This is a genomic window from candidate division WOR-3 bacterium (assembly GCA_039801365.1).
Taxonomy (GTDB): Bacteria; Hydrothermota; Tepidihabitantia; order Tepidihabitantales; family Tepidihabitantaceae; genus JBDRUN01.
The window spans coordinates 11,761-24,966 of sequence record JBDRUN010000007.1 but is presented as its reverse complement, the minus strand read 5'-3'; the positions used below and the strand labels follow the sequence as shown (position 1 = coordinate 24,966).

Annotated in this window: 19 protein-coding genes; 2 read left to right on the top strand and 17 right to left on the bottom strand. The window is 56.4% G+C overall.

The genetic code is table 11. The annotated features are described in order from the left end of the window. Positions 1–301: 301 nt before the first annotated feature. Both ABIL25_02155 and ABIL25_02150 read left to right on the top strand, forming a co-directional pair. The gene (locus ABIL25_02155; GenBank protein ID MEO0081079.1) at positions 302–670 is read left to right on the top strand and encodes a winged helix-turn-helix domain-containing protein; all 369 of its coding nucleotides are present in this window, start codon (positions 302–304) and stop codon (positions 668–670) included. Next, on the top strand, positions 667–1,218 hold the full coding sequence (locus ABIL25_02150) for a hypothetical protein (GenBank protein ID MEO0081078.1): 552 nt from the start codon (positions 667–669) through the stop codon (positions 1,216–1,218). The genes ABIL25_02155 and ABIL25_02150 overlap by 4 nt, the downstream gene beginning before the upstream one ends. 30 nt (positions 1,219–1,248) lie before the next feature. Here the strand turns inward: ABIL25_02150 and ABIL25_02145 are convergent, their stop codons facing one another. From ABIL25_02145 to ABIL25_02065, 17 genes are all read right to left on the bottom strand, one after another. After that, positions 1,249–1,392: a hypothetical protein gene (locus ABIL25_02145; protein ID MEO0081077.1), complete on the bottom strand. Its 144-nt coding sequence runs from the start codon at positions 1,390–1,392 to the stop codon at positions 1,249–1,251. Between the two features lie 109 nt (positions 1,393–1,501). Continuing rightward, positions 1,502–2,944 carry a hypothetical protein gene (locus tag ABIL25_02140; GenBank protein ID MEO0081076.1) on the bottom strand — a complete coding sequence of 481 codons (1,443 nt, stop codon included), beginning with the start codon at positions 2,942–2,944 and terminating at the stop codon, positions 1,502–1,504. A 223-nt stretch (positions 2,945–3,167) separates the two neighbouring features. Then, a complete protein-coding gene (locus ABIL25_02135) occupies positions 3,168–3,551 on the bottom strand; it encodes a type II toxin-antitoxin system VapC family toxin (protein ID MEO0081075.1) in 384 nt (127 codons plus the stop codon). Beyond that, entirely contained in the window at positions 3,548–3,781 is a 234-nt protein-coding gene (locus tag ABIL25_02130; protein MEO0081074.1) for a type II toxin-antitoxin system prevent-host-death family antitoxin, read from the bottom strand. Before ABIL25_02130 ends, ABIL25_02135 begins: the two co-directional genes overlap by 4 nt. Before the next feature lie 95 nt (positions 3,782–3,876). Next, positions 3,877–4,131 (bottom strand): hypothetical protein, encoded by a 255-nt coding sequence (locus ABIL25_02125; protein MEO0081073.1) that lies wholly within the window; start codon positions 4,129–4,131, stop codon positions 3,877–3,879. 113 nt (positions 4,132–4,244) lie between these two features. Continuing rightward, positions 4,245–5,213: a site-specific DNA-methyltransferase gene (locus ABIL25_02120; GenBank protein ID MEO0081072.1), complete on the bottom strand. Its 969-nt coding sequence runs from the start codon at positions 5,211–5,213 to the stop codon at positions 4,245–4,247. Beyond that, positions 5,213–5,836: a ThaI family type II restriction endonuclease gene (locus ABIL25_02115; protein MEO0081071.1), complete on the bottom strand. Its 624-nt coding sequence runs from the start codon at positions 5,834–5,836 to the stop codon at positions 5,213–5,215. The genes ABIL25_02120 and ABIL25_02115 overlap by 1 nt, the downstream gene beginning before the upstream one ends. 296 nt (positions 5,837–6,132) lie before the next feature. Then, entirely contained in the window at positions 6,133–6,702 is a 570-nt protein-coding gene (locus ABIL25_02110) for a hypothetical protein (protein ID MEO0081070.1), read from the bottom strand. Positions 6,703–7,418: 716 nt separating this feature from the next. Then, complete coding sequence (gene selD, locus ABIL25_02105) at positions 7,419–8,453, bottom strand: selenide, water dikinase SelD (protein MEO0081069.1); 1,035 nt, start codon at positions 8,451–8,453, stop codon at positions 7,419–7,421. A 13-nt stretch (positions 8,454–8,466) separates the two neighbouring features. Continuing rightward, positions 8,467–9,096 (bottom strand): sulfurtransferase-like selenium metabolism protein YedF, encoded by a 630-nt coding sequence (yedF, locus tag ABIL25_02100; GenBank protein MEO0081068.1) that lies wholly within the window; start codon positions 9,094–9,096, stop codon positions 8,467–8,469. Further along, positions 9,093–9,365: a putative Se/S carrier-like protein gene (locus tag ABIL25_02095; GenBank protein MEO0081067.1), complete on the bottom strand. Its 273-nt coding sequence runs from the start codon at positions 9,363–9,365 to the stop codon at positions 9,093–9,095. The genes yedF and ABIL25_02095 overlap by 4 nt, the downstream gene beginning before the upstream one ends. Before the next feature lie 60 nt (positions 9,366–9,425). Beyond that, complete coding sequence (locus tag ABIL25_02090) at positions 9,426–9,830, bottom strand: T9SS type A sorting domain-containing protein (GenBank protein MEO0081066.1); 405 nt, start codon at positions 9,828–9,830, stop codon at positions 9,426–9,428. A 69-nt stretch (positions 9,831–9,899) separates the two neighbouring features. Further along, positions 9,900–10,157 (bottom strand): hypothetical protein, encoded by a 258-nt coding sequence (locus ABIL25_02085; GenBank protein ID MEO0081065.1) that lies wholly within the window; start codon positions 10,155–10,157, stop codon positions 9,900–9,902. A gap of 3 nt (positions 10,158–10,160) precedes the next feature. Continuing rightward, positions 10,161–10,508 carry a hypothetical protein gene (locus ABIL25_02080; GenBank protein ID MEO0081064.1) on the bottom strand — a complete coding sequence of 116 codons (348 nt, stop codon included), beginning with the start codon at positions 10,506–10,508 and terminating at the stop codon, positions 10,161–10,163. 32 nt (positions 10,509–10,540) lie between these two features. Continuing rightward, a complete protein-coding gene (locus ABIL25_02075; protein ID MEO0081063.1) occupies positions 10,541–10,942 on the bottom strand; it encodes a hypothetical protein in 402 nt (133 codons plus the stop codon). Between the two features lie 204 nt (positions 10,943–11,146). After that, on the bottom strand, positions 11,147–11,905 hold the full coding sequence (locus tag ABIL25_02070; protein ID MEO0081062.1) for an acyl-CoA dehydratase activase: 759 nt from the start codon (positions 11,903–11,905) through the stop codon (positions 11,147–11,149). 18 nt (positions 11,906–11,923) lie between these two features. Continuing rightward, a complete protein-coding gene (locus ABIL25_02065) occupies positions 11,924–13,195 on the bottom strand; it encodes a double-cubane-cluster-containing anaerobic reductase (protein MEO0081061.1) in 1,272 nt (423 codons plus the stop codon). Positions 13,196–13,206: the final 11 nt, after the last annotated feature.

The window sequence follows — 13,206 nt, the reverse complement described above, 5'->3', positions numbered from 1 at the left end:
ATTCCCAGCGGAGACATCAGCTTCCCAGTCATCTGGTATTGTAGTGGCAATCGCGGCAGGACCCGGGGCGAGGGAGCCTCGGATGATGTGCTTGGTTTGGTGGCGAAGAGAATCCGGGAATCTTGGAGCTCCGGTGTGCCCAGACTTACTACGGCCTTACCAGGCCGAGGACTGATGTGGGAGTATGTGGTCTATTGTACTGCATCGGCGGGTATCAACGTTCCTTGGTGGTTACCAGACCGGCAGCAGCACTATTGACACTGGACTGTTGCATTATATACTGACTAACAAAGTAAGTCATATGACTAACAAAATTAGTCCTGGCCGCACTACCCTACTTGCGCCGCTGTTCGGTTCTCCCCTACGGGAGTGGATACTGCTATACATTATGACCAGGGGCGAGGCATATGCGCGCGAGCTGGCAGCGGAGCTGGGGTTCGCACTACGCGCGGTGCAGCGGCAGTTGGCAATGCTTGAGGAAGGCGGAGTTGTTTATAGCCGGATGCGCGGTAGAACCAGACTGTACAGCCTGAACCCGCGCTATCCGTTCCAACGGGAACTTGGCGCTTTGCTGGAGAAGGTATTACGGGCGCTTCCCGACGATGAACGCGATCGGCTCTACACGCCGCGGCTGCGTCCACGTCGGTCGGGAAAGCCGCTAAGACTGTGAAGATTGATGGACTGACTACCCGGCAACTGGCCGCGGCGGTCTGTGACGCAATGGAGCGTCGCGGATTCACTGCGGTTCTTGTCGGTGGAGCCTGCGTCATGATCTACGCGGAGGGCAAGTATGTGTCCCGTGACCTCGACTTCGTCATAGTACCGCAGGACCGACTTGCGGACGTGGCAGCGGCGCTGGCCGAGCTGGGGTTCTATCCGGCTGGCCGCGTGTTCGTCCATCCCGAAATCGAGATGGCGGTGGATGTCGGCAATCGCTGGCCTCTGTCTGTGGGCCAGGAAATACTACCGGTTCCGGCCCCGCGCAAAGTGTCCGGAATGCGCCTGAGGATGCTCTCGCCGACCGATTGCGTGAAGGACCGCCTGGCCGCGTTCTACTACTGGAACGACCGCCAGGGATTGGAGCAGGCGGTACTGGTGAGTCTTGCCCAGAAGGTCAACATCCGCGAGGTCGGCCGGTGGTCGCGGGCCGAAGGAATGGAGCGCAAATTCCCTGAGTTCCGTCGCCTACTGACCCGGCGGAGACAACAAGGACACTGAAGCCCCTGGTCTCCTCCTTCATTCGTCTCGTTACCCACAAGCACTGCATGCTCTCTCGAATACAACGATCAGGTCATTCTTCAGCGCCTGCTCCGGCGTCTCGCCGGTAATACCGTCAATCAGATAGTACACCGGCGGCTGCTGGTATCCGTCGCAGAACAGAATCTCATACAACTGCGCCTTCGGTCAGCCTCTCTATCTGCCGGCCCCGGTTCCTTTCGTGGAGTTTGGCTTCCCGCGGTCCGGCTGCCGGGCAGGTTCCTGCGTTCCGCTTGGGTCGCGTCTAGCGGATGACCGTGAGTTTGGCCGTCTCCGCCGCACCACCGACCTGCAGACGGCAGAAGTAGTTGCCGGCAGGCAGGCTGGCGGTGCTGAGCGGTACCGAATAGCTTCCTGGTTCTCTGCGGCTGTTGACCAGTTCTGAGACCTGGTTGCCCGCACGGTCGTACAGCCTGAGAATGACCTGACACGGCTCTGAAACCCGGTAGCTGATGTTCATACCGGTTGTCGTGACACGAGACAGGCTGAGCCGGTTTGCGCTGCCCGGACGCGCCTTTGGCTCCTCAATACCGATAGTGCCGTCGGCTCTTGTTTTGAGCAGGAATATATCATAGAACTGGCTCGTACTGTTGGAGAATCCGGTGACGGCATAGCCACCATCATTGGTGCGCACTATCCACCGGCCGTTATCTTCCCCGCCACCGGGCCAGCTCCTTGACCACACATTTTCTCCGTTCGGACCTACTTTGTGCAGCCATATGTCCGTCGCGTTTCCGCCTCCCACATTGCCGGTCAAAACATATCCGCCGTCGCGGGCCGCGCAAACCGAATACCCGGCGCCAAGTGCAGATATCGGACACCTGGTCCAGACAGTATCACCACCGGCCGTAATTTTGATGAGATAAGGCGTGTACCCGCCTCCGCCCAGCCGCTCTGCGCTTCCGACTAGGACATACCCACCATTTTCGGTCGCATCCAGTCCCCACCCGGATTCATAGTTCCATCGTTCCCCGTAAGTCTTGGACCACACTTGGTTGCCGGCCGTATCGGTCTTGAACAGGTACACGTTACTGTAGTACGGATAGCCGGGGTCGTACGTCACCCCCACCGCTACATAGCCGGAATCTGTCGCCCGCCGTACCTGATTTGCGCAATTGTGTGTCCCGGCGCTGAACTGCCGGGACCATACCGTCTGACCGGCCGCCGTCACTTTCACCATATAAGCGAGAGCGCCGCTTCCCTCACCGGTCTGACCTACAATCACATAACCGCCGTCATAAGCCTCGACCAAGGAATAGCCAACATCCCGCGCAGCGGTGCCGATAGACCTGGTCCACAGAGTGTCGCCCGATGCGGTTGTCCGAATCAACCAGATGTCATTGTTCCGCGTCAGTGTCTGCGTGTTTGCGACAATCACGAATCCGCGGTCCCCGGTCTGCAGCACGTCAACTCCGCCTTGTTCTAGAGTGTCGCCGTAAGTCCGGGTCCAGAGGGTATTACCGAAGGCGTCCGTCCTGATGAGATACACGTCGTATTTTCCTGCGCCGAAACTGCGGGTAGCTCCGACGATGACATAACCACTGTCCGCGGTCTGCAGAACCGACTGACCCCACTCGTAGTCAGTTCCGCCGTACGACTTCATAAACGTAATCTGAGCATTGGCGCTGACACCCAGCACCAGCATCACACCTGCCAACAGCGAACCGCGGTGATATAATTTCTTCATTATTACTCCTTTACGTCAGAACGGGAGCACCTGGCTTTGAGTCTTAAAAAAAACGCCGACACTTCTGCGCAGGTTGCCTGCCGTGTCCTGTTATTTCAAGTCTAGATTGCCGGCAGATGTCTGTCAAACAATGACGGACTTACCTGCTTGACCTAGCCCGCCCGGCCGCGAGACAGACAGCAATTTGCGGACCGCGCTGTTCGTTCGCAGTCGCCGAAATCTACTACCAGATAACTCGGACGCCGTATTCCCGGAACACCGGGTCGGAAGACACCAGCGGTACGCGCTCAGTCAGCGCCTGGGCCGCCAGCAGCCGGTCGAACGGGTCCCGATGGCGGAAAGGCAGTCTCTCTACCGCCGCGGCATGATGCCATTCAATCGTCAACACGGAGAAACCGCTCGCCAGTTTCTCGGCAATGTACTCTTCGATGGACGTCGACAACTCAAGCCGGCCCAGACTTGCCTTTATCGCCATTTCCCAAACACTAGTCGCGCTCAGGAGGAGTTCGGCGTCGCCGGCTTCCAGGGCGCGGCGGGCGCGACGACTCAGCCGCCTGTCGGCCGTCACAAACCACAAAAAGGTATGGGTGTCCAGCAGCAGCTTCACCTGGTGTACGGCTCCATTTCCGGCAACGGCTCGTCAAAATCGGCCTTGACTTTGACCCGGTCCTTGTCACAGCCGAATCGGGGACGGCGCGGCGGCTGGGGCAACGGCCGCAGCTCGGCGACCGGCCGACCGCGCTTGGAAATGCGATAGACCTGACCCCGGCACACCTGCTCCAAGAGTTCAGACAGACGCGTCTTGGCCTCGAAAGCTCCAATGGTCTTGATACTCATATAAACTAGTATATTAAACTAGTCGGTTCAGTCAAGACTGTGAGTACTCTCCACGTTCCCTGCTACACGCCAGGCGGCTGAAGGTGGCAACCAAGTCACGCCGGGGGTTGTGTCTCAAACCTGGCCGCGGACACAAGCCCGCTCTGCCGCAACACAAACAGCGACTTACAGATGAAGTGGTCGCTGCAATCCGAGTCAAGACGCAGCACTGCCCGCACCTTCTCGGTCACAGCGTCCAGATTATCCGCCAGCGCCTGCTCCGGCGTCTCGCCCGTGATGCCGCCAATCAGATGATACACCGGCGGGTCCTGATATCCGTCATAAAACAGGATCTCAAACAACTGTGCCATAATTGGTTCTACTTTATTCTTACTTGGGTGAACATATGGAGGTGGCTTAGGTTACAAACAGTTCTGATACTGACCTCTTGTGTCTAGGCTTCCGCTTGCTATTGCTGTTTTCGTCATAACTGCAGTTGTAGAGGTTGCTTTGTTTTTTGGTCGGCAATCTTGCGCTTACTATTGGAACAAGAGTATAGAAGCATACGCCGCGTCTCACTGATGCGCCTGTTGGCTAAGTCAACGTAGTTCTTATCAACGTCATACCCCACGAAATGGCGCCCAGCTTTTAGCGCTGCTATTGCCGTTTGTCCGCTGCCTATGAAGGGATCAAGAACGACTTCACCTTTGTAGGTATATAGTTGTATACATCGATATGGCAGTTCTTCGGGAAACGGTGCAGGATGGCCGATCTTCTTAGCTGAGACAGCGGGGAATTTCCAAATGCTTTTGGTAAGTTGCATAAATTCTTCGCTTGTCATGGTTACTTCCCGTTTGAATATATTGGGTCGGGAATAGGTATCTTTGGAAAATACGAGGATGTATTCATGAATATCTCTGAGCGTTGGATTACCAGGTGACCGCCAAGTTCCCCACGCAGTCGACGGACTCGAACTGTTGCCTTTGTCCCAGATGATCTGGCCACGCATTAGGAAACCTAGGTCTATTAGATCATTTGTCAGAAATCCATCGAGCGGGATGTATGGTTTGCGGCCGAGGTTCGCCACATTTAGACAGAGTCTGCCACCAGGAACGAGCACGCGATAAACTTCCTTCCATACGCGTAGCAGGAATTGCCGATATTCCTGCAATGTCAGGTTTGCATCGTAGTCTTTTCCTACATTGTAGGGAGGCGAGGTAACCATCAAATGCACCGAACAGTCTGGCAATTCATCCATCTTTTCGCTGGATTTACAGAAAATGCGGTCTAGGTACTCAGCTGGTATTGTGTTCTCTAAGTACTCAACCTTCTTTTCACTGGGCATTGTGTCGTAGAGACGGCTTCGATAGAAACGACTAGAATCGTGACCAATTCTACCAGGAGCACCGAAAGAGCTGGTACGGGTTCCCTTGCGAACATGCTTTGGGGTCATCAATAATCTTCTTTCCAAAGATCTATCCAACGTTTCAAAGGATTGTAATTCACTTCGGTTCTTACCCATGTGATTGTCAACGTCCTAGTAGTATTATCAAAAACCAGTCTTCTTAGGGCATCCGCTGAGATTTCAATTCCGCGTGGATTCGTGCCGGCTTTAGGCATCCTAATGTAGTGTTCGGGGCCAACTTGACTGAGTATTTTGTTCTGTGTTTCCCGGGGTATGTAGTAGAGGCCGCCTTCACTATTCCATTGTATTCGTGCGAGAAAAAGGTCACACATAGGTTTGTAGTGAGCTACAAATTTTTGGGCGATGGTTTGGTCTACAGTCCATACCAACTTTACACCCGAAAACCCCTTTTGGGTAATGGTCTTGACCGAAATAGGGTTTCCGTCAAGCATAACATCTACTTCGGACTCCGTAATTGGGATATCAGTTTTCACATTTTTTTCGCCGAACTTGTGTACCAAGAGCGCTATCAGTATTTGCTCACGCAGGGAGCCGACTTGCATTCCAACTTTTCCGGCCCGCGACGATTCCATCTCCGCCATTTGAAATAACTTTGGCAGCTTATCTCGGATTTTGGCCGCCAACGTTTCATCTTCGAAGAGCTCATTCAATCGACTAGCAATGGTACACCTCTTTTCAGCGTCCCTATGGCCGAGTCACTAGGCGTGTGTTGCTTGAAGGCCTTGACAGTCGGCCTACCGGAACACTTTGTTGTTTACTGTCCAATACTACAGATGGCCGACCACAAATCAAGAAGGCGTTTTGCCTCGCTTAAGAAAGTACCCGAAAGAAAACGTAAGGGTTTGGTTAGGCAGTAACGGCTCTTTTTTCTGTAGGGGCGATGTCCATTTTCCACGCCTGATTTCCACCCGGAATCAACCAAGTGTTAAGTTGGAAGGCGCCGGGTTCAGGGTGTGACCGGGCCGATGTTGAATACCTGAGTGCAAATCGCGGTCAAGACCGCCGGGTCCAAGGATTTGGCCTCGTACAGGTCAATCAGGTCGGCCGCGGCCCGGCACAGGGATTTGCCCGAGTAGCGACGGGACAGGCGGCCGAGTTTCTGGGCAAAGGCATAGTATCGGACAAACCGGTCACCTGTTATTCCGGCGGCATTTAGCACCGGTCTGAGCTTTGCAGCGATTTCGGCCGCGTGCTTGGAGCCCTTTGCGTGCCCGGCGGCCTGTTCCTCGACCGTATTGGCTCGGCCGAGCGGGATACGACCCTTTCTGAGCGCCTTTTCATAGGAGCGGCGGGGAAGACGCCGGGACTTGGGCCCACGTCTTTTCGGCCAGGCCATAGGTTTTGACCATGGTTTTATGTAGCCAACCTGCTCGAACCGCAGGAAGCAGATGCAGAGCAGTTCCTGCAGCAGTGCAAGGTTCAGTTCGTAGTTGACCCATTTGCGGATAACCAGCTCAATGTCTCTGGCAAGCGGCGGCCCAAACTGGGTGCGAAACAGCTTGAGCAGTTCGTGCACGTACCGGCGGTACTAGTTGACTTGTTGGCGCATGACCCCGGAAGTGCTGATGTACCGCTCGACTCTTGCCTGGACCAGACGCCAGGCCCGGCTCGGGCTCATGCCGAAGACAGACAGAACCCAGGGATAGGTGCGAATGCGGGTTAGTACCGCCTGCGCTTGATCGCTTAGGCGCAGTGATTTCACGTGTTTCAGACTCCGGCAGGCCGTTGCAAGAAACGGCAGTTGAACGGTTCGTGTGCACAGGGCATAACGCCAGTATTATCCGAAGGTTGGGGCGAAATTCAAGCCCGATAATTCAAGGGTAGGGGTCGCTGGGTAGGCGGCTACCCCAGGAGGGCTTCGGGTCTTGGTCAGAGCATGGTGCTGCTGGAGTGCAAGTCCTTTGGCTTCAGGCTGGGGTATCGGTTCTTCTCTGGGTTAGGCTGGTACAAGGGTAGCTCGTTCCGGGGCAGGTCTGGTAACTGTACCTGTGCTTCAGATTGTAATCGGCGCAGTGAATGTGCCGGCCCTGGAAGCGGCGCCTGTTGCCGCTGCTGCTCCGGTCCCAGGCTCCAGGACACAATCCGGGTCAGGGCCTCGGCGAGAACCTGGGCCTGAATCATGGCTAGACCGTCTTGTCTGCCGATGCCGTCAGTCCGTAGTTTCAGAGCCTTTAGGAGATTCTTATGGCGTCTGGTTCAGGGCAGCGAGAACAGAAAAAACAGTATTGGGCGCTAGTCCACTCTGATTCGGCCGGAGCCGGAGCGGACAGAGCCAATGATGGCCGCGGTGGTGTTGCCGGCCGCACGGAGACGGACTAGGAGTTCAGTGGCGCGTGCTTCCGGCAGTGCAATGAGAAGTCCACCCGAAGTCTGAGCATCACAGAGGAGCAGGCACAGGTCTTCCGGTATAGAGGGTGCGAAGTCGGCCCGCGGTTTCATAAAGCTGTAGTTCTTCAGCGAGCCTTCTGGGAAAAGCTGTTGGCTTGCCAGTTCCATCGCTCCGGGAATGAGCGGAACCCGGGAAGCGTCAATGAGCAGGTCAATGTCGCCAGTCTGCGCCATTTCCCAAGCATGGCCGAGAAGTCCGAATCCGGTGATATCAGTTGCGGCATTGACGCCGGTTTCACGTATGGCTTCGGCTGGCGTCCGGTTGAGTTCGCACATAAAGCGGTTGGCCTCTTCCACCGATGATGCCGGAGCCAGTCCGACTCGCAGTGCGGTGGTGATGATGCCGGTGCCGAGCGGCTTGGTCAGAATCAGTACATCGCCCGGTCGGGCGCCGGTGTTCTTGACCACACGTTCAGGATGTACGATACCGGTTACTGCGAGGCCGCACTTGATTTCGGTGTCTTTGAGCGTATGGCCGCCGGCAATCACTGCGCCGGCTTCCCTTACTTTGTTCCAGACGCCTTCAAGAATCCTCTTGACGGTCTCGTGTTCAATTTCTCCGACCGGAAAGGTGATGATGCACAGTGCCGCAAGCGGCGTGCCGCCCATCGCATAGACGTCGGATAGCGAATTGGCCGCAGCAATCTGACCGAACACATAAGGGTCGTCGGCAATCGGCGTGAGTAGGTCCACAGTGAGCACCAGAGCCTGTTCGGCATTGAGCCGATACACTCCGGCGTCGTCTGAGGTCTCGCCACCGACCAGCAGATTGGGATGCCGGAAAGCAGGAAGCTGTTGCAGTACCTGCAGCAGGTCTTCCTGACATACTTTGGCTGCTCAACCCGCGGCTTTGGCGTAGTCAAGAAGACGACGTTTCACAGTTCCTCCTGGTTCATAGTATCGTCACTCTGTCACCGGTCAGTAGCGTTTCGGCCAGTTCGTACATGTTGGAGACTGTGCCGACCCGGACCCGGTCCTTGACGCCGAAGAAGTCCAGGCAGGTGCCGCAGACCCGGATGACAACCCCTTGCTGCTCAAGCGTCTTGAGCGAAGCCAGTGGCTCCGAACCTTCGAGCGCGAGTTTGACGCCGTTGTTTGCCAGTAGGATGGAAGAGGGTTTGGTCGGAAGTTCAGTGAGCGTGCGCAGGAAAAGGGTCATGAGTAATCGGCCGAGTTCTTCGTTCCCGCGGCCGAGTTCGTCGGAGCCAAGGAGCAGGACCGGGCCGGATGGTGATATGACAGAGTTGTTTGTTGCTTCAGGTTGTGTTCCAGGCTTGGAGACTACAAGCTTGCGGATACTTATGCTGTAAATTCCGGGTTCGCGTTCAGATGCAGAAACGGTGTATCCAGCCTTCTGAGCAAACCGGACGATGTTGTCACGTGATTCCGGGCTGTCGGTAATAACCACAACCGGCCGATTGCCGGCGGTTTCAAGCGCCTTTCTGGTTCTGAGCACCGGTTCCGGGCAGACCAAGCCTCGGACATCCAGTTCCAGAGGAGCGGTATCATTCGCGCTGCTCAACGAACACCTCCTGTCAGTGGGTAGTCGGTGATTGCCTCCGGTGTGATGTTGTGAGCCTTCAGCGCCGTGAGCGCCGCGGTAACGCTTTCGAACGCAATGAGTACTACCGCGCCGCAGTTGGCGTCACGCCTGGGAGCAACAAGGACGTCGAACCCCTGCTTCTTCAGGTAATGGGCCGCACCCATCAGAGTGTGGATGGACTTAAAGGCAATGGCGGTCAGGCTCTGGCTTGAGCGGGGCGTACCGTCCCGCAGGGTATCGTTAGTCATGTGTTCCACCTTCGGCCCAGGCTTACCAGTAGCCGCATTCCTTTGCCGTCCATTTTTGTGTTACTCGAGGATAACGCAACACCCAGTTGCCGTAGTTCCAGTATTCAGACAAAGCAGGTAGATACCCGATGGTAGCTGGCCAGCCGGCCGCCATTGCAGTTCATGCCGGCCCAATCCGAATTGTCCGTCGAGGAGTGTCTCGACCAATGAACCGGTTACATCGTAGAGCGCTAACCGGCATCGGACAGAATTGGAGGTAGCGAAGCTGATGCTAGTGCCGCGGTCTGACACCGGGTTCGGGGCGGCGCGCAGGATTGGAACTGCCAGGACTCGATCGCCAGGCCGTTCTTCGATGCCCGAACCTGCCAAGGTGCGAACGGTAATGGAATCGGTCAAGGACCGGTCGCCCTGGGAGCAGACGTGCAGGTTCAGGATTTCTTCGCCTTGAGTGGTGGTAGTATACACCTTGACGTGAATCAGCGTGTCAGTCTCGCCAACGGCGAGTGAGTCATACAGGATGACTCCCGGCTCCCCTCAATGGAAGCCGACACAATAGGTGACGTACCAGCTTGGTACGCTCTGGATGACCCGCAGGTCAAACTCGTAGCCATCGGGTTCGGTTCCGGTGTTGGTCAGGCTGAAGCCGAACTCCGCGACCGCTCCCGGAGCTACCTGCTTGACCGTATCCGTGGTACTTCTGAACTCAAACTGGTATCCGGCCAGGGCTTGACCAAAAGTCAGCAGCATGACCAGGAGCAGTGTAGCAGCCTTCCAGTGGTTCAGGACTATCATTGCTTATCTCCTTTCGTAATTGAATATTCTATAGTGCGCGGTTTGCAGCACCTTTCTTGTGCTCATCTGTTGGACCAGCGCAACCGCGGAAAGGTGTTGCCGTTTCCAAGACGCCCGCGGGTAGAATTGTTCTTCTACCGTGAGAGTGTCGGACCGGGACAGCTGAATCGCACGACCATTGACGTCAGGCAGCATTGCGCGCATCACACCGTTGAATACCGAATCGGTCGCACCGGTGAGCGTGGCGCGCACACTATCCTCGGTGAGAATGACGAAGAGGCGCAGAGTCTCGGCCGGGGTCGAGTCCACGCCCCAGAGTGTGACTTTCACATTTCCGGAGACGGAGTCCAGGTTGGCGGTGAGCTCAAGTTGTACCTTGGGCGTTATGTTTTTCGCTGCAACGATGTAGTTGTGAAACGTTTCGCGGTTGTACTGCGGGCCTGGGTTCTCACGACCGGGCCGCCATCAAATACCGTGGCCGGTTCGCCACCGGTGTCGTAGTACAGCGCCCGACGGGTCTCGACGTAGTCGGGTGAAAGCGTATCGCCTGCGACCCGACGGTGATGCGTAATCACGACCACACTGTCCTTGAACTCGGTAGCAAGACTCTCCAGGGTGTGCGCCGCATATGGGCAGTACACGCACCGTTGCCAGGTGAAAAGCTCGGCCAGGACAACCCGGTTGGTCGGGATGATTTCCAGTTCCGGTGCGTCGGAGCAGCAAAGGAACGACAGAAAAAGACCGAATACTAACTTCCGGCCTACAGGCCGATGCAGGGCAGTCATATGCTTGTGCTCAGGTAATGAATCCGCTGCCAGCCGCTCTGAAGTGTGCCCACAATTAAGGCAAGAACCCCGGCGGCAAGCAGCAGTAGGAATAAGATGCGCCTTGTAAGCAAAGGTTCGTGTTTCTGAGGCAAACTGCCTCTCATTGCGTGGTTAGTCATAATACCCACCACTTTCCTAGTGTCAGCAACTGCTGTACGCCGTTCATACGGACCTCATATTGTCTGCGCTCAGCGCCGCGCCCATAGCGCCGACTGCTTGAGGTTTTTCGGGTACGAGTAATTTCACTCCCAGGCCTTTTTCCAGGAGCACGCGGATGCAGGGATTCAGCGCGACGCCGCCGGAAAGTACGACCTCAGGCTCAGCGCCGACTTTTCCCACCATCGCAAGCAGGCGGCTGACGATAGACTGATGCAGACCAAGGGCAATCGAGTGCCGGTCAAGGCCACGGGCAATGAGCGAGATGACCTCAGATTCAGAAAACACCGTGCACATCGAACTGATGGACACCGGCTCCTTGCCCTTGAGCGCCTCCTCTCCAAACTCCGCCACGGTGTAGCCCAAGGCCATTGCCATTACCTCAAGAAAACGACCGGTGCCGGCCGCACACCGGTCGTTCATCTCGAAGTTTGTCTGGCGTCCATTTTCGACTCTTATCACCTTTGAGTCCTGGCCGCCGATGTCTATCACCGTGCGGCAGGCAGGGAATAGATGCGATGCGCCTAGAGCGTGCGCCTTGATTTCGGTGATGACCGCGCACCCGAGTCGCTCGCGGGCCAAATGCCGGCCATAACCGGTGGCAATGGTAGGGAGTGGGGAGTGGGGAGTAGGGAGTAGGGAAGAAAGTAGTTCGCGGGCGCGGGCCAAAGGGTCGGTACCGGTGTCGGCTATCCGGAAGTCAATCAGCTTGCCGTCCTCAACCAGTGCGACCTTCGTCGTGCGTGAACCGAGGTCAAGGCCAATGGACCTGATGATGTCCTCCTAGCCGAGTTGCTCCAGGAATGCCTCGATGCGAGTGCGAAGCTGGCCGGAATCTTCTTCTGAGTAGTCGGTAACTATCTTGAGGCAGGGTACGTTTGCGGCTTTCAGCGCGGCTTCCACGCGCATCGCTTCGATATTGTATCCGTGGCAGGTCTGGAGTACATACTGCACCACACCCTGCACCTTGTAGTCCTTTACTTTCTGCACTATGCCGTCAATGCGGTCCTGGTTCGGGGTAAAGCAGGCGCAGTTGATTTTCATATACCGGTCGGCAATAGCGTTCAGTTGTCCTTCAAGGTCCCGGGCGGTCTCGTCCACAAGGTTCTCGAAGTAGCGCGAGCCGGTGCAGGATTCATCCGCGACAATTACCGCTCCGGCCTGCTCGATGAGCGAGTGGACCTTCCAGTTGCCCATTACAGCCGGGCACCCGGCGAAGAGGATACGTTTTGCTTTCTTGTCTACCGGCGTCTGGCCGGACTTGAGCCGGTCGCTGAGTTCGGCTATTAGCCGTTCAAGCGCAGCAGTGAAGCGCACCGGTTCGTCGTTGAGAGCGGCCTGCATCACTACAAGTGCATCCAGGCCGGAAATCGGCGGCGGGTCGGTTTTGCGCAGGTCCGCAAGCTTCTGCAACGCTCGGCGCTTGGCGTTCATCACCTTTATGGCCCTGCTCAGTGCGTCTGGTTCCACCTTAGTGCCGGATACTTCCTCTAGCTTGGCCTGAAACTGGCGCACAGAATTGCGCCAGAGGTCAAAATCCAGCGGGTCTTTCTTCTGGGGGAGTTCCATCACATGGAAGTTCACCTTGCCGGAAAGTATTTCCCAAGTTTTCTTCTTGGCGTCGCAGGTGGTCTCGCCCACAGCCAGACTCTTCAGAGGGCCATAAGGGCAGGTCTTGGAAAAGGCAAGGCCCAAGGTAGATTTGACCAGGGGGCAGATATCGCGCGGAAACATTTTCTCGGCAAATGGCACCGAGAACTGTGTGCCGCCGCAAAGTGCAATCGGCACGGTATTAGCGGCCATGGCCAGCTCTTCGGGCACATAGATGCAGAATGTGCCTACAGTTTTCGTTCCTTTCTTCTTCAGGTCAAGAAGCTCTGCCACCCGTGCGCCGTGGGACTCGTGCAGCACGCGGTCAAAGTAGGCCATCTCTCTGGGCCGGTCCTTCTGCGCCGCAACCGTGGCCTGAAACGTCCGGTCAATAGCTTCCAGCACCTGGTCATGCAGCTTTACATCCAGCCCGAGTTCTTCCAGAACCTGCTTAGGCTCAGCCATCGCGACCTCCT